Source organism: Alicyclobacillus fastidiosus (genome assembly GCF_026651875.1).
Taxonomy (GTDB): domain Bacteria; phylum Bacillota; class Bacilli; order Alicyclobacillales; family Alicyclobacillaceae; genus Alicyclobacillus; species Alicyclobacillus fastidiosus.
Genome location: NZ_CP104067.1, coordinates 510,845 through 532,614, shown reverse-complemented (window position 1 = coordinate 532,614; position 21,770 = coordinate 510,845). Strand labels below are relative to the sequence as shown.

General features: G+C 48.9%; 27 protein-coding genes and 2 pseudogenes. 10 read left to right on the top strand and 19 right to left on the bottom strand.

Annotated features, from left to right (window positions below):
• Both NZD89_RS02695 and NZD89_RS02690 read right to left on the bottom strand, forming a co-directional pair.
• Positions 1 to 1,104, bottom strand: coding sequence for an NADH:flavin oxidoreductase (locus NZD89_RS02695; protein WP_268008373.1), 1,104 nt, complete (start codon positions 1,102 to 1,104; stop codon positions 1 to 3).
• A 34-nt stretch (positions 1,105 to 1,138) separates the two neighbouring features.
• Complete coding sequence (locus NZD89_RS02690) at positions 1,139 to 1,912, bottom strand: SDR family NAD(P)-dependent oxidoreductase (RefSeq protein ID WP_268006310.1); 774 nt, start codon at positions 1,910 to 1,912, stop codon at positions 1,139 to 1,141.
• Positions 1,913 to 2,108: 196 nt separating this feature from the next.
• On the opposite strand from NZD89_RS02690, the gene NZD89_RS02685 reads away from it, so the two are divergent.
• Complete coding sequence (locus NZD89_RS02685; RefSeq protein WP_268006309.1) at positions 2,109 to 2,429, top strand: winged helix-turn-helix transcriptional regulator; 321 nt, start codon at positions 2,109 to 2,111, stop codon at positions 2,427 to 2,429.
• 352 nt (positions 2,430 to 2,781) lie between these two features.
• Here the strand turns inward: NZD89_RS02685 and NZD89_RS02680 are convergent.
• Positions 2,782 to 3,603 (bottom strand): annotated as a pseudogene (locus tag NZD89_RS02680) (DMT family transporter); the annotation flags it as partial.
• Between the two features lie 568 nt (positions 3,604 to 4,171).
• Here NZD89_RS02680 and NZD89_RS02675 point away from each other — a divergent pair.
• Entirely contained in the window at positions 4,172 to 4,582 is a 411-nt protein-coding gene (locus NZD89_RS02675) for a VOC family protein (protein WP_268006308.1), read from the top strand.
• Between the two features lie 4 nt (positions 4,583 to 4,586).
• Here NZD89_RS02675 and NZD89_RS02670 read toward each other — a convergent pair whose 3' ends face one another.
• Both NZD89_RS02670 and lpdA read right to left on the bottom strand, forming a co-directional pair.
• Positions 4,587 to 5,105 carry a signal peptidase II gene (locus NZD89_RS02670; RefSeq protein ID WP_268006307.1) on the bottom strand — a complete coding sequence of 173 codons (519 nt, stop codon included), beginning with the start codon at positions 5,103 to 5,105 and terminating at the stop codon, positions 4,587 to 4,589.
• A 10-nt stretch (positions 5,106 to 5,115) separates the two neighbouring features.
• A complete protein-coding gene (gene lpdA, locus NZD89_RS02665; RefSeq protein WP_268006306.1) occupies positions 5,116 to 6,537 on the bottom strand; it encodes a dihydrolipoyl dehydrogenase in 1,422 nt (473 codons plus the stop codon).
• A 182-nt stretch (positions 6,538 to 6,719) separates the two neighbouring features.
• Here lpdA and NZD89_RS02660 point away from each other — a divergent pair, with 182 nt between their 5' ends.
• Genes NZD89_RS02660 through NZD89_RS02650 form a run of 3 tightly spaced genes read left to right on the top strand, consistent with a single transcriptional unit; the run spans position 6,720 to position 7,940 of the window.
• Entirely contained in the window at positions 6,720 to 6,983 is a 264-nt protein-coding gene (locus tag NZD89_RS02660; RefSeq protein WP_268006305.1) for a glutaredoxin family protein, read from the top strand.
• On the top strand, positions 6,980 to 7,330 hold the full coding sequence (locus NZD89_RS02655; RefSeq protein WP_268006304.1) for a Crp/Fnr family transcriptional regulator: 351 nt from the start codon (positions 6,980 to 6,982) through the stop codon (positions 7,328 to 7,330). Before NZD89_RS02660 ends, NZD89_RS02655 begins: the two co-directional genes overlap by 4 nt.
• A gap of 43 nt (positions 7,331 to 7,373) precedes the next feature.
• Positions 7,374 to 7,940, top strand: coding sequence for a hypothetical protein (locus NZD89_RS02650; RefSeq protein ID WP_268006303.1), 567 nt, complete (start codon positions 7,374 to 7,376; stop codon positions 7,938 to 7,940).
• Between the two features lie 200 nt (positions 7,941 to 8,140).
• On the opposite strand, the gene NZD89_RS02645 is transcribed toward NZD89_RS02650, so the two are convergent.
• The 3 genes and pseudogenes from NZD89_RS02645 to NZD89_RS29410 form a co-directional block, all read right to left on the bottom strand.
• The gene (locus tag NZD89_RS02645) at positions 8,141 to 9,469 is read right to left on the bottom strand and encodes a transposase (RefSeq protein ID WP_268003901.1); all 1,329 of its coding nucleotides are present in this window, start codon (positions 9,467 to 9,469) and stop codon (positions 8,141 to 8,143) included.
• 145 nt (positions 9,470 to 9,614) lie between these two features.
• Positions 9,615 to 10,106, bottom strand: coding sequence for a hypothetical protein (locus NZD89_RS02640; protein WP_268006302.1), 492 nt, complete (start codon positions 10,104 to 10,106; stop codon positions 9,615 to 9,617).
• Positions 10,107 to 10,547: 441 nt separating this feature from the next.
• Positions 10,548 to 10,820: pseudogene (locus tag NZD89_RS29410) on the bottom strand (acyl-CoA dehydrogenase family protein); the annotation flags it as partial.
• A 146-nt stretch (positions 10,821 to 10,966) separates the two neighbouring features.
• Between NZD89_RS29410 and ytxJ the strand changes: the two are divergent.
• Positions 10,967 to 11,308, top strand: a complete 342-nt coding sequence (gene ytxJ, locus NZD89_RS02630) for a bacillithiol system redox-active protein YtxJ (protein WP_268006301.1) — start codon at positions 10,967 to 10,969, stop codon at positions 11,306 to 11,308.
• A 62-nt stretch (positions 11,309 to 11,370) separates the two neighbouring features.
• Here ytxJ and NZD89_RS02625 read toward each other — a convergent pair whose 3' ends face one another.
• Positions 11,371 to 11,955 (bottom strand): CDP-alcohol phosphatidyltransferase family protein, encoded by a 585-nt coding sequence (locus NZD89_RS02625; RefSeq protein WP_268006300.1) that lies wholly within the window; start codon positions 11,953 to 11,955, stop codon positions 11,371 to 11,373.
• 171 nt (positions 11,956 to 12,126) lie between these two features.
• Here NZD89_RS02625 and NZD89_RS02620 point away from each other — a divergent pair, with 171 nt between their 5' ends.
• A complete protein-coding gene (locus tag NZD89_RS02620; protein WP_268006299.1) occupies positions 12,127 to 12,567 on the top strand; it encodes a glycosyltransferase in 441 nt (146 codons plus the stop codon).
• 252 nt (positions 12,568 to 12,819) lie between these two features.
• On the top strand, positions 12,820 to 13,464 hold the full coding sequence (locus tag NZD89_RS02615) for a TIGR04282 family arsenosugar biosynthesis glycosyltransferase (protein ID WP_268006298.1): 645 nt from the start codon (positions 12,820 to 12,822) through the stop codon (positions 13,462 to 13,464).
• Between the two features lies 1 nt (position 13,465).
• Here NZD89_RS02615 and NZD89_RS02610 read toward each other — a convergent pair whose 3' ends face one another.
• From NZD89_RS02610 to NZD89_RS02590, 5 genes are read right to left on the bottom strand one after another with little or no spacing between them, the layout of a single operon-like run.
• Entirely contained in the window at positions 13,466 to 14,011 is a 546-nt protein-coding gene (locus tag NZD89_RS02610) for a phosphotransferase (protein ID WP_268006297.1), read from the bottom strand.
• On the bottom strand, positions 14,001 to 14,675 hold the full coding sequence (locus NZD89_RS02605) for a hypothetical protein (protein ID WP_268006296.1): 675 nt from the start codon (positions 14,673 to 14,675) through the stop codon (positions 14,001 to 14,003). The genes NZD89_RS02610 and NZD89_RS02605 overlap by 11 nt, the downstream gene beginning before the upstream one ends.
• A gap of 9 nt (positions 14,676 to 14,684) precedes the next feature.
• Positions 14,685 to 15,494 carry an APC family permease gene (locus NZD89_RS02600; protein ID WP_268006295.1) on the bottom strand — a complete coding sequence of 270 codons (810 nt, stop codon included), beginning with the start codon at positions 15,492 to 15,494 and terminating at the stop codon, positions 14,685 to 14,687.
• Positions 15,433 to 16,032: an APC family permease gene (locus NZD89_RS02595; protein WP_268006294.1), complete on the bottom strand. Its 600-nt coding sequence runs from the start codon at positions 16,030 to 16,032 to the stop codon at positions 15,433 to 15,435. Before NZD89_RS02595 ends, NZD89_RS02600 begins: the two co-directional genes overlap by 62 nt.
• Positions 16,029 to 16,631 (bottom strand): DUF6789 family protein, encoded by a 603-nt coding sequence (locus tag NZD89_RS02590; protein ID WP_268006293.1) that lies wholly within the window; start codon positions 16,629 to 16,631, stop codon positions 16,029 to 16,031. The genes NZD89_RS02595 and NZD89_RS02590 overlap by 4 nt, the downstream gene beginning before the upstream one ends.
• Positions 16,632 to 16,849: 218 nt before the next feature.
• Here NZD89_RS02590 and NZD89_RS02585 point away from each other — a divergent pair, with 218 nt between their 5' ends.
• Both NZD89_RS02585 and NZD89_RS02580 read left to right on the top strand, forming a co-directional pair.
• Positions 16,850 to 17,251 (top strand): ankyrin repeat domain-containing protein, encoded by a 402-nt coding sequence (locus tag NZD89_RS02585; protein ID WP_268006292.1) that lies wholly within the window; start codon positions 16,850 to 16,852, stop codon positions 17,249 to 17,251.
• 29 nt (positions 17,252 to 17,280) lie between these two features.
• Entirely contained in the window at positions 17,281 to 17,589 is a 309-nt protein-coding gene (locus NZD89_RS02580) for an ankyrin repeat domain-containing protein (protein ID WP_268006291.1), read from the top strand.
• A 141-nt stretch (positions 17,590 to 17,730) separates the two neighbouring features.
• Here the strand turns inward: NZD89_RS02580 and NZD89_RS02575 are convergent, their stop codons facing one another.
• The 5 genes from NZD89_RS02575 to merA all read right to left on the bottom strand — a co-directional run bounded on the left by NZD89_RS02575 (position 17,731) and on the right by merA (position 21,741).
• A complete protein-coding gene (locus tag NZD89_RS02575; RefSeq protein ID WP_268006290.1) occupies positions 17,731 to 18,087 on the bottom strand; it encodes a DsrE family protein in 357 nt (118 codons plus the stop codon).
• 23 nt (positions 18,088 to 18,110) lie between these two features.
• Positions 18,111 to 18,542 carry an OsmC family protein gene (locus NZD89_RS02570; RefSeq protein WP_268006289.1) on the bottom strand — a complete coding sequence of 144 codons (432 nt, stop codon included), beginning with the start codon at positions 18,540 to 18,542 and terminating at the stop codon, positions 18,111 to 18,113.
• A gap of 37 nt (positions 18,543 to 18,579) precedes the next feature.
• A complete protein-coding gene (locus NZD89_RS02565) occupies positions 18,580 to 18,939 on the bottom strand; it encodes a VOC family protein (RefSeq protein ID WP_268006288.1) in 360 nt (119 codons plus the stop codon).
• 430 nt (positions 18,940 to 19,369) lie between these two features.
• Positions 19,370 to 20,035: a haloacid dehalogenase type II gene (locus tag NZD89_RS02560; RefSeq protein ID WP_268006287.1), complete on the bottom strand. Its 666-nt coding sequence runs from the start codon at positions 20,033 to 20,035 to the stop codon at positions 19,370 to 19,372.
• A gap of 50 nt (positions 20,036 to 20,085) precedes the next feature.
• Positions 20,086 to 21,741 (bottom strand): mercury(II) reductase, encoded by a 1,656-nt coding sequence (gene merA / locus NZD89_RS02555; RefSeq protein WP_268006286.1) that lies wholly within the window; start codon positions 21,739 to 21,741, stop codon positions 20,086 to 20,088.
• Positions 21,742 to 21,770: the final 29 nt, after the last annotated feature.

The window sequence follows — 21,770 nt, the reverse complement described above, 5'->3', positions numbered from 1 at the left end:
TTACAGTTCGACATCCTTCACAACCGCAGTCGGTTGTAAAACAGACCCATCAAATGCATCCAACGCTTCATTTTGAGCGACTCTGTTTGGCCAATCCCGATTTGCAAGTGCCGCTTTCCCCAGGGCTATCAAATCAGCCCGTTTGCTCACGATCATGTTCTCCGCCTCCGTTGGATCGTCTAAATTACCGTTTGCGATCACGATGATATTCCCATACCTTTTGGCCAGTTCTGCCAACGTTGGGCCTTCACCAAAAGCCGGTTTGTTGGCGTAGTATTCGGTCGTGTGAATATAATCCAGACCCGCTTCTCCTAAGCTTTTGAAAATGACCTCTGCGTCTTTTTCTCCATTTGCCCACTTGTGGGTAAAATCGTTCACCTTGCCCTGCGAGATGCGGATTCCGACAACAAAGTCCTGACCGACTGCTTGACGTACAGCTTGGCTCACTTCCACCAATAAACGCATTCGATTTTCCGTGGAGCCGCCGTATTCATCTGTTCGTTGATTCATGTAATCCGTTAAAAACTGATCCAGGATGTACCCATTGGCACCGTGGATCTCAACCCCATCAAAGCCAGCCTGACGGGCACGGAGCGCAGCGTCAACAAACCCTTGAATCACCTGTTGAATATCTTTTTTGGTTGTTTCCTTTGGAACTGAGAAAGCGCCACTACCACCATACATTTCAAGCTTTGTCCCTTTAGGCTGTACCGCCGATGGCCCAATGGCTACATCTTTATACATATTCCCTTGGGAAATGGCTCCAGCATGCATTAACTGAGCAAAAATTCGAGCCCCGTTCTCATGAACTGCTGCTGTGACCTTAGACCAAGCCAATACTTGATCATCATTAGCGAGGCCTGGTTGCCCAAAGTATCCCTGGCTGTATATCTCGTCCGGATAGATGCCTTCAGTGATAAGAAGACCAAATCCACCTTTCGCAAACCTGGCATAGTATTTGACCATTCTATCCGTAGCCAATCCATCTTCAGACGCACTCGTGCGAGTCATAGGTGCAAGCACAATTCGATTCGACAGTTCGACGTGTCCGATACGAATTGACTTGAATAGTTCGGGATGTTTAATATGTGTTGTCGTGCTCATTGTGCCACTCCTTGTCAGTGTGTTCAGTTCAAAATCACATACCAAAGTGCGTCGTTCCACCATCAACAAATAGGTTTTGCCCCGTCACGTAGCCTGCTCCGTCTGAGCAGAAAAACACAACTGGTGCCACGAGTTCTTCAAGTTGTCCAAGGCGTCCCATTGGAGTACGTCTCTCCAAGGCAGTGCGAAATTCATCATTCTCCAAAGCTTTTTCATTAAGAGACGTTTTGAAAAACCATGGGCTGATGGCATTCACGGTCACGCCATGTTGCGCCCATTCATTTGCCATTTGACGGGTCAGGTGTACAACACCTGCTTTGCTTGGTCCATAAGGAGTCCCGTATGCCAAAGTCAGCTCAGATGCGACCGAAGCGATGTTGACAATGCGCCCGTATTTTTGCTTAACCATATGACGCCCGACCGCCTGTGACATGAGAAACACGGACTTGAAGTTCGTGTCGATCACTTGGTCCCACTCATCTTCGGTCAAATCAAGCGCACCATGTCGCACCGAGGTTCCTGCATTGTTGACCAATATATCGATACGTCCAAAATCCCTGATTACTTTACCTACTACAGCGTCAATGGAATCTTTGTCTGTGACATCACAAGAAATACCGAGCGTACGCCGTCCGGTACTTTGTGAAATCTCCATTGCAGCAATCTTGACTTGCTCTTCCGTACGGGCCGTCAACACAACGTCCGCACCAGCATAAGCCAATCCCTCTGCTAATGCCCGACCAATTCCCCGACCACCGCCTGTTACCACAGCGACCTTTCCCGTCAAATCAAAGTTGGCTTTATACACTGAATCATCCCCTTCGTGAGTTAAATTCAGACCACTGTTGCTTGGGTAGGCCTTCTGTTGTCACTACATCTCTTTTACTTCCATTATTCAATTCAATTACAAGAAGTAAGCTCTAAAAAACAACAAGGGAGAGGATAAAACTTCAGCTTACTTTTGTCAAGCTCAGGTGATAAAATAAGTTTGGGGTGAAACAAGCATGAGTCATAACTACGACGAAATGTGTCCAAAGTTTAGGGCTGCATTCGATTTACTCGGAAAGCGTTGGACGGGACTTATCCTTCGCACCCTGTGTGGTGGTCCAAGGCGTTTCTCAGAGATCGCCGCTATCATCCCAGACATGAGTGAACGCATGCTTTCGGAACGCTTCCGAGAACTAGAGAATGCTGGCATTGTAAATCGCAAAGTGCATCCAGAAACGCCTGTCAGGATTGAATATGAGTTGACAGAAAAGGGAAAAGCGCTTCACCCCGTGGTGGAAGCAGTGCAAACATGGGCCGACGGTTGGGTAAATGAGTGACGTAGTGTTGTCGCCATTCCCCACCAGAGCCTCGCAGTCGCACAGGAGCGCAAAACATGGGTCGACGATTGGTATGTACAATCCCGATGTCCAGTATGCTGAAGGTTGCTTACCGTCTTGTTGCACACCGTTGTGAGGCAAGTGGGTAAAGATCCTTCGATGCACTGGACACCCCATGCACGTGTTCTATTTTGCTTCTCGCATACACGGACGATACTCGCTGCATGTTCGATGCTCACCGCTATACCGATGAAGCAGGAATTCGAGATAGAACCCGGCCCGCACATTACAGTTGAGACATTAGTGGCACCGGTCACACCTCGTTCGTCTGGTAGTACACCAACATCTTGCTCTATTCCCCGGCTCCTTGTGGCTTCTTACCTGTGCTTCGCGACAGTTTCTTCTCGGGCCAATTTACTAGAAATATGCCAAGGATAATGAACATCCCGCCCAGAAATACGCCCCATGTAATCCGTTCACCCAACAGTACCCACCCAGAAATCACGCCAAAGAATGGCGCCAGGAATAGAAAAGCACTGGTCTTACCAGGGTCTCCACGTTGAAGTAAATAGAACCACACGGCAAATTGGACGACTGACGCCATAATCGCAAGCCACAATTCAATCCCAATAGACAGGGTGTTCAATATGAGTTTTGGACGTTCAAGTGTCACGCTCGCAATCAACAAAAATATCCCACCGAATAACATCTGGTAGGCGGTCAGCACCCAGGTGTCTACCTGTGTTCCCCATCGTTTAATCAACAGCGTTGCAACAGCCCAACTCACGGCCCCCAGAAAGCTGAGCCAAGTTCCAAACCGAAGATGTAAGTGTAACCCCAGTGTGATAAAAACGCCGATGAATCTCAGAATCACCCCGCCCCACTGTAAAAAGCGATACCTTGCTCCCGTGAATACTGTCCCTAGAATAATGACAATCAGTGGGTTCATAAATGTCAGAATGGATGACTCACTCGCTGTGATCGTTCGGAGACTGATGAAAATACACCCCATCACACCTGCGGTTTGAAACAGCCCTATCGTGGCTATGCGGGTCCAGTTAATAATTGTCTTTGGATGCTCCCGTTTCACCACAATGACAGCCATCAACAGTTCGGCGAGAGTCAACCGGATACCGACAAGCAGTAAGGGAGACACATACTGTAGCCCCACCTTAGAGGTTCAAGGCCGTTATCGCTACTTTCGATTAACAGACCCGAATGTTGCACACGCCATTGAATCTCTGATTGCGATTTCTTCTCCGTCTCAAGTTCGCTCCCTCCGAGATGCTGATGAAGAGAAGGCTTTGCGAGAAGGCCGTACGTGCTATGATCACCTTGCTGGGAAAGTTGGGACAAAATTGGCGGAGGTTCTCCATGACAAAGGGTACATTAACGGCTCTGCCGACAATTACAACCTTACGGACAATGGGCTAGAGTTCTTTAATGACTTTGGAATCGACATTGCTAAGGTGAAACGTCGCCGTCGCAACCACACATTGGAGGATCCTTAGGGGCGGCATTCTTGGACCGGGTTACCGAACTTGGGTGGATCGAGAAGCGACAATTCAATCGGGCAACCCGTGTTACAGAGAAAGGTAAAGAGGGATTTCACAAGCACTTTGGTTTACTACTTAACTAACCCAATTTTGGTCTATCAACAAATTTCTGGCGCATTCTCGAAAGCACCTGTTTTGCGTTTGACCAGAAGAGTATCATGAAGACAATGTGGGGTGAACGAACAAATGGAAAAGACATTTGATCATTTAGGAATCGCCGTCCGCAGTATCAACGATACGTTACCCTTTTACCTAAATGTCCTCGGAGCAAGAGTAGTAGACCGATATAGCAGTGAGACCAAAGGCGTCGAAGTTCATGTTGCAGCACTAGAGGTCGGCGGTATGCACGTGGAGTTACTTGAACCCACGAATCGGGAATCACCAGTTGCCCGTTTCATTCGTCAAAGAGGTCAAGGCGTCCATCATGTCGCATACCGGGTCGAGAACTTGGACCAAGCTATTGAGGAGGCGAAGACCGGAGGCGTTCGCTTTTATGAGGAAACTCTTCGAACGAATGCTCGAGGACGCCGGCTTATCTATATGCATCTCGCTTCCACGTCCGGAACTATTGTGGAACTGTGCGACTACCCGAACTAAAATTTCAAATCAAATCGCAGAATCCGACATGTTTGCCCGCATCATCAAACATGCTCGTCTGAGATGGTGACTTTGAAGAACCCTTTAACCGGCTTCGGCGTGACCACCTCCAATATCCAATCAGCATTATAATCACACCTGTTCGTATTCCGACATCTGCCAAGTTGAATATAGCCGGATATCCAGGAATCTGTAGCATGTCCGTTACGTAGCCATAGATCAGCCTATTCAAAAGGTTGCCCACTGTTCCTCCCATGAGTAGTGCCCATCCAATCCAAAACCAAATCGATGGCAGCCTTAATTTGAACAACATGGCCACCAGGACAGCGAAAACAACCGTGCCGATGCCAACAAGCAGGAGCCGATCTCCTCGCAGAATTCCCAAGGTTGCCCCATAGTTATGAAGGCGAGCAAAATGAATCAGCCCAAATGAACCATGCAACAGCGACCTGTTAGACAACACTTTCAGAATGCGATCACAAACCGCAACGAACAGGGCAATAAGAATAGAAAGTTTCTTCATTTCCAAGCCCTCATCGTGTAAACCGGCTGATTTTTTTTAACATAGATGCCATTCCACCGTCGAATAGTCGCTCTTTCCAGTACATATCTGCGGCTTTACGAAGTCCTTCAACCTTCGTCGGATAGGCATGGATGACCTCAGAAATCTTGCCAATCGGGATTTGCTGGTGCATCGCAAAAACTAGCTCCTGAATCAGTTCACCTGCATGTTCCCCAACTACATGTGCTCCGATAATCCGACCCTTTTTATCAGCAACAACCTTCACAAACCCTTCAGCCTCACCGTCAATCACTGCACGGTCCACCTCTTGAAACGGCGCAGTATATACATAAACTTGTCCGTTACGGTCTCTTGCCTCTCTCTCCGTCAACCCTACATGAGCAATTTCGGGGTCGGTATAAATAGTCCAAGGAACAAATCGATAGTCAACATGCTGTTTGATTGGGAACAGTGTGTTTCGAACGACGACCTTCCCTTCGTAACCAGCAACGTGGGTGAACTGTAACCCGCCCTTCACATCACCAGCGGCAAATATGTGGGGTACTGACGTTCGCAGGTTTGAGTCCACAACAATTTCCGTTTTGCCGGTTTCAATGCCGATGGTATGAAGGCCCGGAATTTCTACGTTTGGTTGCCTTCCTGTGGCGACGAATATCTCCTCACACGCCACTTCAACTTGATTGCCGTCCTTTTCCACAACGACGACTTTGCCGTTCTCACGGGCTTTTGCCTGAACGACCTTGCTTCCCAACATGAAGTGGATCCCCTCATTGACCAGTGACCCCCGTACGATTTCTGCCGCCTCCGCATCCTCCCGAGGCAAGAGCTGCGGAAACATCTCGATGACCGTGACACTTGCTCCGAGGCGGGCGAATACCTGTGCAAATTCGAGTCCAATCGGCCCCCCACCCAAAATGACCAAGGATTTGGGAAGTGCGTCAAGCTGGAGTGCTTCCACGTTTGTAATAAACCCAGTCTCCGACAGCCCAGGAATTGGCGGAACTGCTGCACGGGACCCCGTTGCGATCACGATTTTTTTCGACGAAATCGTATTGTCCCCGATTCGTAGCTCGTTCGCATTCTTGAACTCGGCTTGACCAAGCAAAACATCGACACCCATGCTTCGAAATCGTTCGGGTGAATCATGCTCGGCAATCTTATTGACCACCTGCCGCATGCGCCCCACTACGGCTGAAAAGTCTACCTCTAGGCCACTGATTTTGATTCCGTACTTTTCAGATTGCCTGACCGTCGCCGCAACCGTTGCCGAACGAATCAATGCCTTCGTCGGAACACATCCGTAGTTCAGACAGTCTCCACCCATTTTGTCCTTCTCAATTAAGGCCACCCGAGCACCGAAGCTCGCTGCTCCACTGGCAATTGTTAAACCCGCAGAACCACCACCAATGACTGTCAAATCGTATCTATCCACGTGAATTTCTCCTTCGTGTATCAAACTCGATACACGTACTCTATAAGATCCCAAAGTACCTCGTCTGTAAGGCATTTCACTATACTTCTGTAATCCGCTTCACGGATTGTTTCATGAATATCGTGCTACATTAAAGTGGCAATAAACAGTGTTCGTCTGAGTGGTTACATGGAGGTGACAATATGGGTTTCAAACGAGAAATCGTTCTTTATACGCACAAAGGTTGCCCAGGTGGTGACCGTGCCATTTCTTACTTTCATCAAAATGGCATTTCGGTTCAGATAAAGGACATCATAAACGATCCTGTTGCGCTCAATGAATTCCGAGAGAATGGATGTTTTGCGACGCCAGTCCTCATGATCGACGGAAGAAAATTTGTGGGCTTTAACTGGAGGATGCACTCGTCTGCGTTCTTGGGAAAAAGGATTTCGAAGGACTGCTCATGAAGCGGCCACAGGTTGCTCTGAAGATGGTCTCCATTCTTACCCAGAGAATTCGTGAATCCGAAGAAATGCTCGAAAACCTAGCATTTCGAGATGTTCGTTATCGGTTGATTTATTTGCTGTCAAAATTGGCGAAGACCTTCGGACAGGCAGGTGATGGTCATACGAGCCGGTATACGCACCTCGATCTGAACCTGTCTCATCAGGATTTGGCCAATATGATTGGCGCTACAAGGGAGTCTGTTTCTGTAACACTTTCGAACTTAGCGAAGGAAGGCATTGTTACCACGGGCCGTAAGGAGATTGCAGTTGATTTAAGGAAGGCTGGAGAAATCATCGAGGAACGATGAAAATGTCCAATTGACGAAACGCTCAGTAATAAAGGGTGAAAGGGTGGGTAACCGGGATGAAAGTAGGATACGCCCATTACTTTTATCCATTGCTTTGACAATATGCATGCTGTTTGTTGCAATCGTGCTCAAAAATACGAATGTCATATTTCCTGAAGGAGCTGCCATAGCTCTTGGGATTGGCGTCGCATCCCTTTCTCATCTTCACTTAGCGGTCATCCCACCGTTAATGGTAGTGCTATACGAATCAATGTCGAAAGGCGTCAACACGTTAGGTTCAGCAATCCGCCAGACTGGGTTACTATTTTCTGCATCATTGGTCGGTGCCTTTGCAGTGGCCATCTGGCCACACATGATCGTGATCGCTGGTAGCGTGGCACTTCTTGGTACAGTATTGTTGATGCGGCTGTTTAATCTGTGGCTCGCTCCATCAATGGCTATATCCCTTTTGCCACTGCTCTTCCACACACTGTCTCCGATGCAATTCCCACTTTATGTTTTAGTGGTTGCTGGAATTGTCTCGCTCATTTCGCTCTCCGCTTCAAGCATCCGGGGAATTGTATCGCTTAACTGGAAACCAGACGGACATTCTGATCAATCATCCTTATAGAGGTTGTCCGAAAAGCATCCGATTCGAGTAAATGTCTAGCCAAATACATGAATACAGGCTTCCTGATATGGGATAAGTTTACTTGGTAATTTGGTGAATGCCTCCGTATGGGAACACATTGCCTGCTCACCCTTGAAAATGGGCGCACGAACCCCTTGTCAGTAACATTGGCTTTTGTTTATTTTCCAGGTTCTGCTTGCCTATGCAGCGATATCGAGTTTCAATTGCTCGGCCTGGACTGTATACATTTGTGTAATTCGCTCTATGTGGTCATCAGGCAGCATGGTCTCTCGAATGTGACCTATCCTCGCCTGCATGAGCTGGAATATATCCTGCATGGTGAAGAAGGACTGTACTCGTTTGTTTGTTCGTACAGGCACCTTCTTGTGTTTCATAACTGTTGTCAACTCATTGGACTCTTGCGCAAAGGACAGCTCAATCTGCCTTCTGAAATCAAGCATCTGGGCATGCAGCATGGTGCCTTGTGGCACCGGGCCGTATGCAATCGGTTTGTCGTCAAAGGAAAATTCGAATTGCCTGCTGCATACCCCGGATAGCGGGCATGACTGGCATTTCTCTGAGTCCCCACGAAACCAGGAAGTGGCCGTTTTCCAGTCAAAGCCATCCCAAATCAGTCGTTCGCCTTGTTCGCACTCAGGTTGCCCATGTTCATTACATTCCTCTGGCATCACCATACCACTGCGAAACCCTGTAACCACAGCCATACTGTGTTTGTGGTATGCCTCCTTCTGGTCATCCGCATCTATGTAACCCATGTCGGCAACGAGATACTGAGTGCGCATTTCGTTAATCTGCCGGAGTTTCTCTATCAGTGGAAGCATCACTCGAATGTCGCCCACATTCGCAGGCTTAAGGATAGACAACAAGGCCACAGGTCCTTGAGATGTTCTTACTGCAATCGAGTGCTTCCGGTAACCAACGAAGAAACGGTTCTGGTTCACCTTGCTGCGCTGTGCCCCATAGGTGGCGTCCGGGTCAGAAAACGTTTTTTCACATGTGCAAACTGACTTAACCTCACAATCGCAGCGTTTTTTCTTGTATCCGTTGACATTGGCGTAAATCGGACGAGAGTCAATAGCGGCGAGGGTGTCCTGGATGAATCCCTCCATGTGAATGGATTGACGTATAAACTCGTCACGAATTTGTTCGAATACGTCCGGCCCTACTTTGTTACGGAAGTCACTCAGGCTCTGGTGTGACGGAACCTTTGCTGGATTGGGTACACCGATGAAGCTGCGCCACGCCTGGTTCTTTGGGTCTCGCAACTGTTTGCACAATTGACGGAATGAGGTAATCTCCGGCCTAGTGAAATACAGATAGTGCATCCGGAAATAGGCGATTGGAGATGCGGGTCTGCGTCCTCTCTTGTCGTACAGGGGTCCGACGAGCAGGTCCAGGAATGAGTCGTCAATGTGATCTACGTAATCAACGAGTTCGGGGTCGAAGCCAAGCGTGTTATAATAGGCGTATGGAAGCAGGTCTAACTGCAAATCTATGGAAAAACGCACCTCCAGAACTGGAAAATTTGACGGCTGGATACCTTCAATTTTACCAGTTTTGCGGATCGGTGCGTTTTGCTATTTACTCAAAATTGCGGGCTTTTCGGACACGCTCTTATAGTCATCGCTACACATATGTTGTGGCAATGACCAGTCATATCTGGCTTGTCTTACCTGTATTGCTGGAGCGATTTTTGTCGAACAACTTGATGATAAACCTACTCAACACGAAGGAAAGGGGAAACAGAATCAAAAGCTGGGCCACGGGTACAAGTCCGATGTCTGTGCCTGGAAACAACGGCATCAGGCTAGAATAGCCCCATCGATGGGTTGACAATCCTCTTGTCTCAAAATAAAAACTGAAAAACAAGGCGTACAGGACCATGATGGTCCAATCTTTTGCATCGTACTTCTTGGCGAACCAGCTCCCATCCCGATTCACAAGCGACAGCAGTAAATACAAGCCAATGCTCATCATCATGTCGCCAAAAGTGGCACCAAGCAAGATGCCAACACCCGGCGAGCCCGTGTGATGACGACCCGGAGGACCCATGTAAAATATCGGAGACTGCCAGGCTTCCCAGATGTATTCCAATGCAAATGACACGCCGGCTAAAAGAACGAGGTTACGCAGGAACCACTTCATCTCTATCTCTCGTCACTCCCTTTGTGTGGGTTCAACAAGCGACGGGGGCCTGAGATTCCTTCATACTTGTGTCCCAGGCCCTGTGACTCACATCTCTTTCCCGCTAAGAAGACTCTCGTTCTATTAGTGATCCCCGTGGTTCCCTTTGACGGATTGATAATGCTCCACTCGTCTGTCGAAGCATCATAATCCACTTCGATTCCGTCCAGAAAGTTTTCTCCCCTCTCTAGCAGAACGTCAATTCCGGTATCAGTCGCAATCAATTCATCGGTATCCTTCTGATAATCCAAACCGAGACCGTAGTGTGCATGATTTCCATGCGCATGTCCATCAAACACACGGGATTTCAGGTTTTTGTCATCTTCCTGGTCCAGGATCTCAGAGAGCTTCTTTGCCGCACTGGCACTGACCTTTACAGTTCATCGATCCCACCTCCTATCATTAAAATGGCGGCAGACCCACTACTGATTTCCCAACCCACTCTTTCAACAATTCCGTGGTTGGGGACATGAGCGACCCCGCCCTTGCATCACGAAGATACCTCTCTATCGGTAACGACGGTGTGAATCCTTGGCCACCGCACACTTGCATCGCCCAATTCGTCACATGAATCGCATTCTCTGATGCCAGTATCTTGGCCTGCAACATGTATATGAAGGACTCGTCTGCGTCTTGATCCGCCAAGAAAGCAGCATGTTGAACAAGCAGTGAAGCCGATTCGACACGCTTTTATAGGGTCTTACATACTCGATTGTAGTGTTCTGCGGTCACATTGTATGTGAAGCGGAATACAGACTGACGACCGTTTGTGGCGTTATATTGTTTTTAGAGTCGACCACGAAAAGGAGTGTCCTTCGCAAATGGCACAGTGGAAAGAAATCGCCGGTCTTGATGACTGGCTAGAAGTGTTCGATGCGTCTGCGAATAAGCCGGTTCTGGTTTTCAAACACAGTACAACTTGTCCAATCAGCGCAAACGCATGGAAGGAGTTTCAGTCATACCTCAATGGAAGTCCCAATGACGATACAGAATTCGTGATGGTGAAGGTCATCGAGTCACGCAATGTCTCGAACCAAATTGCGCACGATCTGCATGTGACTCATAAATCACCGCAGCTCATTCTGATTCGAAATAAAGAGGCCGTTTTCAACACGTCTCACTGGAGTATCACGCAGGATAATATTCGGAAGGTCCTGCAATGACAGTATGGCCAAGTGAATGTACCTTTTCACTTGGCCATAACTTTGCTTACACGGTTAAGGGTCTATTTCAGGAGTCTCCTCGCTTCGAGCATTCGTTGAAGACCTGTAAAAACCTCAACAAATAAGAACACTCCCGTGCTCCACAACATCCAATGCGGAAACAGAACCATCACTGAGAACAAGATAAACCCCTCTGTCCGTTCGGCTAAACCCGCCTGGTAATAGAACGACTTCATTCCCTTCTTTTCCGACAAAGCCCCGACTGTCAAAAACACAGTCATTGAGAAGACGATGCCTGCCGTTAGAAGGAGCAATAGAAGCTGCGCTTGGGGAAACCGTATGGCAAGCGTAATGATAATTCCTAATTCCACGATGCGATCAAAGGTCACATCCATTACAGTTCCCCACGGACTCATCCGGTTTTGTTCCCTGGCCATGGAACCGTCCACGGCGTCAAGAAAACCTGACACCCATAATGCAGCAACCGCCACGACCGGAAGTCCCAAATAAACTAGGATGCCAGATGCGATCCCGAGTACAAAAGCGATCCATGTCACCTGATTGGCGCTGAGGCCAAGGCTCGAGAACTCTCGTGCAGTACGACGAATCACGGGTTGAACATATTTTCGTGCGTGTGTATCCAACATGTTGCCGTCATCCTTCCAATATCCGTCGCAATCATTACTGCTACTGTACGGCAAAACAAGGTTCAGTTCTGTAAAACACCTCACTGTGTAAGCCAGTTCACCGATAAAACGGGACACATCGGCTAACCTTGAATCTCAAGGAGACACTTTTAAGAAAAACGAGGGATATTTATGCCATCGATTTCCCTTATTGTTCCTGTTTTGCATGAAGCAAACACGATAGAAGCAACGTTGACACACCTAAAAACTTCCTTTGCAAAGTGCGAAATCATCGTCGTGGATGGCGGAAGTTCCGACAACACCGTCGAACTCGCAAAACAATATGCACGTGTTGTCGTGAGCGAAAGAGGCCGTGCGAACCAAATGAACGCTGGCGCTTCAGTGAGTTCAGGTGAGATCCTGTGGTTTATCCATGCAGATTCCTATGTAGACGAGGCCGCATTGACCTACATTCAAGAGGAGTTGCGAAACGGAGAAGTAGTGGGCGGAGGATTGACGCTTCGTTTTGCTGAGGACTCCTGGTCCCTGCGTTTGATTGCGAAGCTATCAAACGTCCGAGCACGGTATCTGCACTGGATCTTCGGGGCAGTCAATGTTTGTTCGTCGTCGTGACTTTGAAGCCGTTGGCGGATTCCCGGACCTTCCCATAATGGAGGACCTCGAAATCTCACGTCTTTTAATGAAGCGAGGCAAGCTAGTCTTACTCCCCGCTATATCAACGACATCAGCTCGTCGGTTTATCGAAAATGGAACGTGGAGAACCATAACCCGTATGCAGACCCTGAAGCTACAGTATTTCCTTGGGGTTGACCCGAAAGACTTAATGCGTAAATACTCGAATCCCCGTGGAAGGGTGAGAATCAGATGAATACCGCCGTTGTCATGCTTTCGAAATCACCAGTCGTTGATTGTTGTAAAACTCGGCTTACGGACAGACTTACCCAGCAAGAGGCGAATGCCTTGCAAGCCGCACTCATTGACGACATCATGAGCAACATTCTGCCCGAACCCGATTACGATTTGTGGGTGGCTGCGCCTACGACTGAAAGTCTTGTCTATTTTCAGCAGTTTACGTCCCGGTTATTGGTTCAGTGTGGAAATGACCTGGGAGAGAAAATGGAGAACCTAACCGACCAGCTCTTTTCGCAAGGCTACGACAAGGTGGTCCTGATTGGCAGTGATATGCCGCTCACGACATCGGAGTTGTTGGTCGAAGCAATCCGACATTTGGACACTTGTGATTGTATCGTTGGGCCCGCAGCAGATGGCGGGTATTTCTTGATTGGCATGTGCCGCCGGATCCCTGAAATTTTTCGTGGCGTCGACTGGAGCACTGACAAAGTTCTTCGACAAACCGTCCAGGCGCTTGATTCAGTCTCTTTACGACACAATCAGTTGCCGGTATACAGGGACATGGATGAATGGCCAGACCTTGTGTATTACGCATACACAGAATTTGCTGCCCTAATTCCGAATACGTCTCGGTGGCTAAAACAACATTGTTTGTGACTCACGACATTTCTTGCAACCTCTGTACGGATTCGATTAAATCCACGATGTTTCGAATGGCGCCACGTCCCAAAATCAGATGTTGGCCCATACGGAGCGCAAGCGTCTCCCCGATAACCCGTTGCCTTGGGTCCTCGATTCTCTCCAAATCTGCCACATGTGAAGTTCCAATGACTCGTCGAATCATCTCACAGCCCGCAAATCCGAGCGACTCCTGTAGTAAGTGAATCAGCACGTCTTCACCCGGATCTAAGCCTTGCGATCCAAACTGATTCCAAGACCTTCGAAACTCCGCTTCGAATTGTAGCCACGTCAATTCAATCATCCGCAGCAGATACACTTGATACGCTTTGCTGCCTGTGCTATCCCGCTGGGTCTCATACGAACAGTAGCTTAACAGCAAGTTCGCAAACAACAGTCCAATATCAAATCCCATCGGCCCGTAAAATGCGAACTCCGGATCGATCACTTTCGTATCCTGATTGGTGACCATGATGCTCCCGGTATGCAAGTCTCCATGAATGAGCGCTTGGGCATCATGGTTCATGGTTGAATGCCCTCTTCAATCCTGCAACTTCGTCGTGAAGTCTTCCATTGTTCCAGATACGTTGAACCGTTGAGTCTAGCACTTGGCTATACCGATTCATCTCATGATTCATAAACGGAAACGTGAAGATAAAGTCTGACGTGATCTTCACCATGTCAGGATTTGCGAATTTTATGCGGTTGAATGCCAATTCCGTTGCGTTAAGGGCGTAACTGGATGTAAAAAACAATGTCCGGGCGAGAAACACACCAATCTGTGAAGCGAATGACGGAAAGCGTCTGCCGGAGATAAGACCGTCACGCAATACGATGTAGGACGAAAGATCCTCCATCACAATCAACGAAAGCTCATCATCATAATGGAGGACTCTCGGGACAGAACCTGGGCATAGCTGGTGTTGGGTTTCCAAAGTTTCATATTCTATCAGGATTCGATCCGCTGTCAGCGGCCAAGCTGCACCAACGGATCGCATGTAAGGCAGGGCCTGTTTCACGATTACACTTGTCGTTTCGGAGTCGCCCTGCCCCGTCACTCGAAACACAAAGTTCATGTTCCCATCGCCAATTTCCCGAACCGTCAGACGTACTCCAGACGGCACGAGACCGGGTATCGCTTGAACATATTCAAGGACCTCATCTGTTGAAAGCGGCGTAAGACGATGCATTTTGAACACTCAACTCCGTTGTGATTCCCGTTTTAGCAATTGCACCGCACCGACCTTCAGCAGAGGCGATTGACGCAGATTGTTTCGGATTCTGCGTGATAAGAGCGGAATCACAAGACCAATCACCAGCGTTGCCAACGCACCGTAAGCATCCCAGTTATACGGCGCCGCAGGAAATGGGATGAAAGTATCTTTTACCACGTAAACCAGAATGGCGAGGCCGATCACCAGAACTAGCGTCTTGATCGGTGACATTCGACGTTTTACGGTGTAGATGATAGCGGCAATAAGTACGAGACCGTACGCCGCCAGTATCAAGTCCGCTCCATAGGTGAGAATGATTCCGACTGCATCAGTTGCCTTATCATGCAAGAAACCGACAAGGAATGCCAGACTCACAATGGAGACGACTACGAGGGCCCCAACTGGAGATCCCGTACGCTTACTAACCCGACTGAGCACCTTCGGCCCGACACCATCTCTTCCCAACGCAAACATCATTCTGGTAGCTCCGTTTACACAGGCCAGCGCAGCACCAAACGAGCTCACGACTGCCCCAAAGTTCACCAGGGTTCCGACCCATGGCGCAACGAATTGGTTCGTTACCGACACTAGTGGCACCGCCGAAGCAGCCAACAGTTTTGTGCTTGGGAAGGCATTGGTAACTACGAAAGCAACCCCAATCTCAAAGACGGCGACAACCACAAGTGATATGCCTACAGCCATCGGAATCATCTTGCGTGGCCGGGCCGATTCTTCACCCAACGTGGCGGGCCAGGATAACGATACAGACAATCGTGACGAGAAGCATGGACACACCTTCGAGAACAAGGATAATGGTGGATGAGGTCTTGATATCGAGGTAGGCGAAGATAACAACGAGAACAAACCCCACAATAGCGTAAAACTGCCATGGGAGATAAAGTCCGATGGCAGCAAACGCCGGCTGTGCCTCGTCGGCAACGCTGGCATACACGCCACCTGCGAAATTGATATACACCAGCATCAAGGACCATGCGGAAAGGAATCCAAATATGGGGCCAACTACTGCACCGGTAAAACCGTAAACCGAGCCCGCACTGTTGAAACCTCTCGTGAACATTACAAATGCATAAGCTACAAATCCCATAGCGATGGCAGCGATCAACTGCACCAGCGCAGTGCCGCCCCCCGAAATGCCGGCCAAAATCGCCGCACCGATGACGACCCCACCCGTTGGACCTTGTACGCCTACAGATTGGGCGATGGTGCGAAAGAAGTGCAGGCGTCCTTCTCGAAGCTTCTCCGTGGTGCCACTTTCTTGATACGCAACAGCAGTTATGTTTTCGTCTGAGCGTAAAGGCTCTATGTTATTCATACGACTCCCCTTCCGCATTCAGATTTACTCTGCGTATGATGCCAGATGAAGTATATTCCTTCATGATTCGGAGTTCTGTTAGGTAAATTACAGACTCTTGATTTGCCGAAAGGGTGTGCGTACGCATTAGAAGCAATGACGATAACAGGTCCTATGATCAATGACCATAGGACCCGCTCGATAATTTCTGTCGTTGAATCGCTCTTCGGCAGGATACACGCCTTGCCCATCATCCGATCGCTGATACCAAGAATCAAACCGTAGACCAAGTGCCCTATTAGGCTCATCATCGCCGACTGAGACCACTGTATGGCGGGCATGTGCATCATCGTTGGCATCATAATGAAGGGAAACAAAAACCAAAGAACGGCCCCATAAACCAGCCCCATTATGATCCCGGACCTTGGATTGCGAACGACAGTCCCAAATATTACACCGAAGATGGCGCTGACGATGAGATGGACAACCCACCCCACTACAATAGAATGACTTCCGACCAGACCGGCGATCATTGGCATCATGCCCATCATGGTCATCATGATTCCGAACACGATACCTGCTATGAGGCTCGACATTACGCCAATCTTGACCCGCACCATGAAAATTCCTCCTTGTGAATGACTTACCCTCATCTTACGGAGAACGATTGTTCCAGTCGGTAAGCCACTTCACACAAACAAACTTCATGATGAAAAGCCGTGACTTTCGATTCAATGATCAAGCGATTGTAAACGCATCGTGCGAACATCCGCTTCAACGTTCTTTGACAAATACCTGTTGTATACTAATGTCGATCAGATGCTAAGGAGCGGGTAACGTGGAGTTCATCAAACATGACGATCCACTGGCAATTTCGTTTGTACGTGCGGTCAAAACAGGCAACTTGGATGCATTGCGTCGTCTCCTGAACGAGGTTCCTGGCTTGGCCTCAAAGAGAGCCATAGACAACAAAGGGGGTTCTCGTACTACTTTGCACGTGGTTACAGATTGGCCTGGATACTATCCAAACGGCCCCGTAATAGTAAAGATGCTGATTGACGCAGGAGCAGATCCTAATGGCTCAGCTACAGGGGGAACCTTTTCGGAGACCCCATTGCACTGGGCGGCCAGCAGTGATGATGTGGATGTTGCTGCTGCGTTGATCGATGGAGGCGCCAATATTGAAGTGTCGGGTGGTCAATTGGTGGTGGCAACGGCACACCACTGGACAATGCAGTAGGTTATGGATGTTGGAACGTTGCACGTCTTTTGGTAGAGCGGGGCGCCCGTGTCGACGTGCTCTGGCACGCAGCAGCTCTGGGGATGATGTCTCGTGTAGAGGAACTCATGGCATCCAATCCTTCACCAACGACGGATGACATTACCGAGGCTTTCTGGCAAGCGTGCCATGGAGGTCAACGCCGTGTTGCTGAATACCTCCTCTCCAAAGGGGCTGACATCAACGGGGTTCCTGGTTACACGGATCAGACGCCACTCGATGCGGCAGGTAGTATCGACACTCGGAGGGATACTTTGGTTTCTTGGCTGAAAAGCAAAGGCGCTAGATCGTCGAAATAGAGCGGAATTCGGCAAAACTCCAGTGGAAAAACACCTTAAACGTCACTCTCGTTCTAGTAGTCGATGCATAAGTAAAAGCCACTCGCCTTGAGTGGCTTTTACGGCCCATCCATCGGATGCCTACATTGACTTTATCGCACTTCACAAAATCAGCGGTGTGTAGCCTTCCTTCACATATTTCACGAGGCTCGGGTGTCCGCCTGTTTCGCCCCACAATGGAACACCAGCCGCCTTCACCTGCTCAACGACACCAAACGCATTGGCACAGTATTCACATGCCCCTGCGACGATCCCAAGCTTTTCAACATGCTTGTACACATCAAAGTATTTATGCTCGGGATTCTTAAACTCCTTCACCCACGTGGTTCCCGCTCCATCGAACATAATCTGTACGGCATAGCCAGCCTCATGGAGTTCTTGCCCGTAAAGTAGAGCGTGAAGCGCCTTGGCTAACTCATTCGGCCCAGCCTGAACAACGATCAGAAATTTATCTGCCATTTTTCTCACCTTTCATCAACGAGTTAGGCCTTCGTCCACTCGGCATCCAATTCTACGCCCGCAGCTTTGATGAGCGTAAACACGGGACACCGACGGTCGACAGCTTCTTGAAGTTGTTTGACCCTCGATTCCTCTTCGGGTGTATCGACGGTTGCCCGGATTCGAACCTTTTGGAAGTATGGCTTCACATTGGGGTCACCCATTAAACCTTTGGTATCAAGCGTTCCTTGCACATCAAACTGTATCCCATTCAGCTTGAATTCCATTTCACGTGCCACCAATTGAGCGATGACTTCTTCACAACCAGCCAGGGAACCGAGTAAATAGTCTAATGGGCTTGGTCCAGCGTCTTGCCCTCCCATATTTGCATGTTCGTCAATGACAAAGGTGTGCCGTCCCGCAGATACCTCTGTCCTTACACCTGCGCCCTGAGCGGTAATTTTGTGGTTTGACATGGTAGTATCTCTCCTTTGTGATGTAGTTGCTCTATGCTCACGCCTGAAACAATTCGATGACTTCTCCGTTTACACCGGTCGCAAAAGCGACTTGTCCAGAGTCCAGTGACATGGGCGGCACAAAGAATGATGCACCCGCCTCCGTAAACTCCTTGACTGCTTGCACAATGTCGTCAACGTCAAACGTAATGTGGTTTAGCACGCCATCCTTATGGAAAGGAACTTCGGCTGTCTTTTGAATTAACTCAAGAACAGTGTCTTCCAGAGCCACAAAAGCAATCCTCATCGAAGGAATCTCTAGCTCTCGCTGTTTCTGAAAACCGATTTGCTCGTAGAACGTTACTGCTTTTGATAAGTCGGGCACAAACATACCGAACCGTGAAATCCGTGTAGACACGTCATCAACTCCTCTTGAATAATGAGCACCATTCGGCGCACTTCTATATTTTCGCCGCTTACTAAAGTTTTGTCCGTAATGTAGTTGACACTATGTCCATCTCTCCGTATCAACGGTCAGCCAAACATGAATAACATGAGGATCATCGGTATCTGAAGGAGGACCGACCATGCATGACCTCCCGGTCCGAACAGCCGTTGCGGCCATGACAACGTACCTATTGACCCAGGGCCTTCTTGGTGAGAAAACCGACAATTGGTTTTTTCCACACAGGTGGTTCGAATTTTCGTCCTGTGTATCGTCATCATTTATTCAGGATGCGAATCATCGGAAATAAAACCGTCAAGCCCTCAATCTCTCTCAGTGGGGCTTGACGGTACTTTACCAAGCAATTTATTGGTTCGACATTGCAGGCGATTCTCACGTTCGATTATTTGGGCGAAATAACTTCAGCAAGTTGAAGCAGGTTACGTACAACGTGATCCGGCTGCACTCCAAGCTCTTCAGTCGTCTTGTTTTGTCGATTGATCCATCCAACTGTGAACCCGAATGCTTTTGAGCCCGCCACGTCCCATCCGTTCGACGACACAAACAGGATGTGTTCCTTGGCTACCCCAAGTGTCGAAACTGCCAGTTGATACACTTGTGGCTCTGGCTTATAAGTTTGAAGTGGATCGACACTGAGGATTTGGTCAAAATATGATGTAAGTCCGGCATTCTGAACCACCGTTGTCAGCATGTGCGTGGTTCCATTCGACAAGATTGCTAATTTTCTCGGTTGAAAAGCGTGCAATGCCTCTGCTACTTCCGGATAATGCTCGAGGCTAAGATAAGCGTTCAACAAGGTTTCGACCGTGGTGTCGTCATACTGCAACTTCAGGTGATTCAGCGTGTACTTCAGCGAATCTCGATTGACCTCTTCAAAGTTACGATATTGACGCATCAATGCACGAAGCCACGTGTACTCAAGCTGTTTCTGCCGCCATATTTCACTGATTTGCTTGCCGTAGCCGGGAAATGCGTTATTGCAGGCTTCCTCCACCGAAAAAACGTCAAACAAGGTCCCATAGGCGTCAAATACCACTGCTTCAATCACAAGAACCACTCCCTGATATTTTACAATCTCATGTCGAAATGAAAATATCGTTATCCCGCACAGCACGAGAGTTTCGACACATCCCTGTCAAACGTAAGTGTTGCAAGTTTGAGGCCTTCAGCCATCGTCAAGTACGGTGCCATCGTTGCCCGCAGATCCTCGATGGTCAGGCCGAACTTCACCATCAGAGTGGCCGCATAGACGACTTCGCCGGCATTTTCGGCTACAACATGTGCTCCGAGAACCTTTCGAGTATTTACATCCGCCACCAACTTAAATACACCAGTCGTCTCCCGGTTCACCAGCGCTCGAGGGACTGCGTTCAGTGGTAGAACGGAGGTGATGACATCGAAGCCTTCGGCTTTAGCCTTCTCTTCTGTCAGGCCGACTGTCGCAATGGACGGATTGGTAAATGTGACACCCGGTACGACACGTAGATCGAGTTTCTGATTTCCTCCACCGACCGCATTTTCTGCCACTACCCATCCCTCATAAGCAGCTACGTAGACGAACTGTGGGCCCATCGTCACGTCACCTGCGGCAAAAACTCGTGGATTTGTTGTGCGTAGATATTCGTCTACGAGCACTTCTCCTCGGTCTCCGAGTTTGACCTTTGCGGCTTGTAGGCTGAGCTCTTGAGTGTTGGGTTTGCGTCCCGTTGCAATGAGAAGCTGGTCAGCCTCAACGACCTGATCCTTGCCGTCCACCGTGATATGCACTCGTTTGATGTTTCCATCCTGTTCGACCCGATTGAACGTGGCTCCTGTAATCAATTGAATCCCCTGTTCGGTCAAAGCCTGCGTGACGGTTTCCGAAATCTCGGGATCGGAAGACTTGAGTACCCGAGCACTCCTTTGCATAAGTGTCACTTCAGCACCAAGGTTGTGAAAAAGTTGGCCCAGCTCCATCGCTATGTAGCCAGAACCAATGACCGCAAGACGTTTCGGAACTACCTGAAGTTCAAGCGCTGTGGTGCTGACCAAATACCCAACGTCTTCAAGACCAGGAATATTCGGGACCGCTGGCGATGCGCCTGTTGCTATGAGGAAGTTGCGGGCGGTAATTTGACGCCCCCCCACTTCAACCGTTTGCTCATTCACGAACCGAGCTTCTCCTGGAAGGAGCTCAAATCCGTAATCATCAATGAGGTCTACATATTTGTGCTGGCGCAGATCCCCGACGAGTTCGCCCTTGTTCGCAACGAGCGTCTTCAGGTCCACCGGACCAGCGGAAGTGTGGAGTCCGGAAAACGGATTTCTCTGTGCCAGATGGTTGATCTCCCCGGCACGCAGCAGCGTTTTCGACGGAACGCAGCCAATGTTTACACAGGTTCCCCCGATGGTGCCTCGTTCAATCATTCCTACTTTGGCTCCGTACGAAACCGCCTGGATGGCTGCAGAGAACGCTGCACCGCCTGAACCTATAATGAGCAGATCGTAGTCAAATTCACCCGTATTGGATTCTGATTGTCCCTTGGAGTGATTGAATACCTCTGCGTCAGCAGGTTTATAGCCAGCTTTAGTAATGGCGCCCTTCGCTACTTCGATACGATTTTCGTTGTCTATGTCAAACGTCGCTTCGTTACGTCGGAAATTGACGGTTATATTCTCCGCTCCTACGCTGTAAAGCGCTTCTTGAACGTGTTCCTCACACCCGGTACACGTCATCCCGTGAACAGCGAGTCGCACGTGCATTTTGTCACTCATCAATCAGCATCCCCTTTCTAGTCACATAG

Bases quoted from the DNA above. Each gene is read 5' to 3' on its own strand.
- NZD89_RS02590 (WP_268006293.1), bottom strand. From the start codon at position 16,631: ATGGTGCGGGTCAAGATTGGCGTAATGTCGAGCCTCATAGCAGGTATC.
- NZD89_RS02695 (WP_268008373.1), bottom strand. From the start codon at position 1,104: ATGAGCACGACAACACATATTAAACATCCCGAACTATTCAAGTCAATT.
- NZD89_RS02685 (WP_268006309.1), top strand. From the start codon at position 2,109: ATGAGTCATAACTACGACGAAATGTGTCCAAAGTTTAGGGCTGCATTC.
- NZD89_RS02640 (WP_268006302.1), bottom strand. From the start codon at position 10,106: ATGAAGTGGTTCCTGCGTAACCTCGTTCTTTTAGCCGGCGTGTCATTT.
- NZD89_RS02605 (WP_268006296.1), bottom strand. From the start codon at position 14,675: ATGCATCGTCTTACGCCGCTTTCAACAGATGAGGTCCTTGAATATGTT.
- merA (WP_268006286.1), bottom strand. From the start codon at position 21,741: ATGAGTGACAAAATGCACGTGCGACTCGCTGTTCACGGGATGACGTGT.
- NZD89_RS02615 (WP_268006298.1), top strand. From the start codon at position 12,820: ATGAATACCGCCGTTGTCATGCTTTCGAAATCACCAGTCGTTGATTGT.
- NZD89_RS02660 (WP_268006305.1), top strand. From the start codon at position 6,720: ATGGGTTTCAAACGAGAAATCGTTCTTTATACGCACAAAGGTTGCCCA.
- NZD89_RS02655 (WP_268006304.1), top strand. From the start codon at position 6,980: ATGAAGCGGCCACAGGTTGCTCTGAAGATGGTCTCCATTCTTACCCAG.
- NZD89_RS02675 (WP_268006308.1), top strand. From the start codon at position 4,172: ATGGAAAAGACATTTGATCATTTAGGAATCGCCGTCCGCAGTATCAAC.
- NZD89_RS02670 (WP_268006307.1), bottom strand. From the start codon at position 5,105: ATGAAGAAACTTTCTATTCTTATTGCCCTGTTCGTTGCGGTTTGTGAT.
- NZD89_RS02595 (WP_268006294.1), bottom strand. From the start codon at position 16,032: ATGAATAACATAGAGCCTTTACGCTCAGACGAAAACATAACTGCTGTT.
- NZD89_RS02625 (WP_268006300.1), bottom strand. From the start codon at position 11,955: ATGTTGGATACACACGCACGAAAATATGTTCAACCCGTGATTCGTCGT.
- NZD89_RS02610 (WP_268006297.1), bottom strand. From the start codon at position 14,011: ATGAACCATGATGCCCAAGCGCTCATTCATGGAGACTTGCATACCGGG.
- NZD89_RS02620 (WP_268006299.1), top strand. From the start codon at position 12,127: ATGCCATCGATTTCCCTTATTGTTCCTGTTTTGCATGAAGCAAACACG.
- ytxJ (WP_268006301.1), top strand. From the start codon at position 10,967: ATGGCACAGTGGAAAGAAATCGCCGGTCTTGATGACTGGCTAGAAGTG.
- NZD89_RS02575 (WP_268006290.1), bottom strand. From the start codon at position 18,087: ATGGCAGATAAATTTCTGATCGTTGTTCAGGCTGGGCCGAATGAGTTA.
- NZD89_RS02570 (WP_268006289.1), bottom strand. From the start codon at position 18,542: ATGTCAAACCACAAAATTACCGCTCAGGGCGCAGGTGTAAGGACAGAG.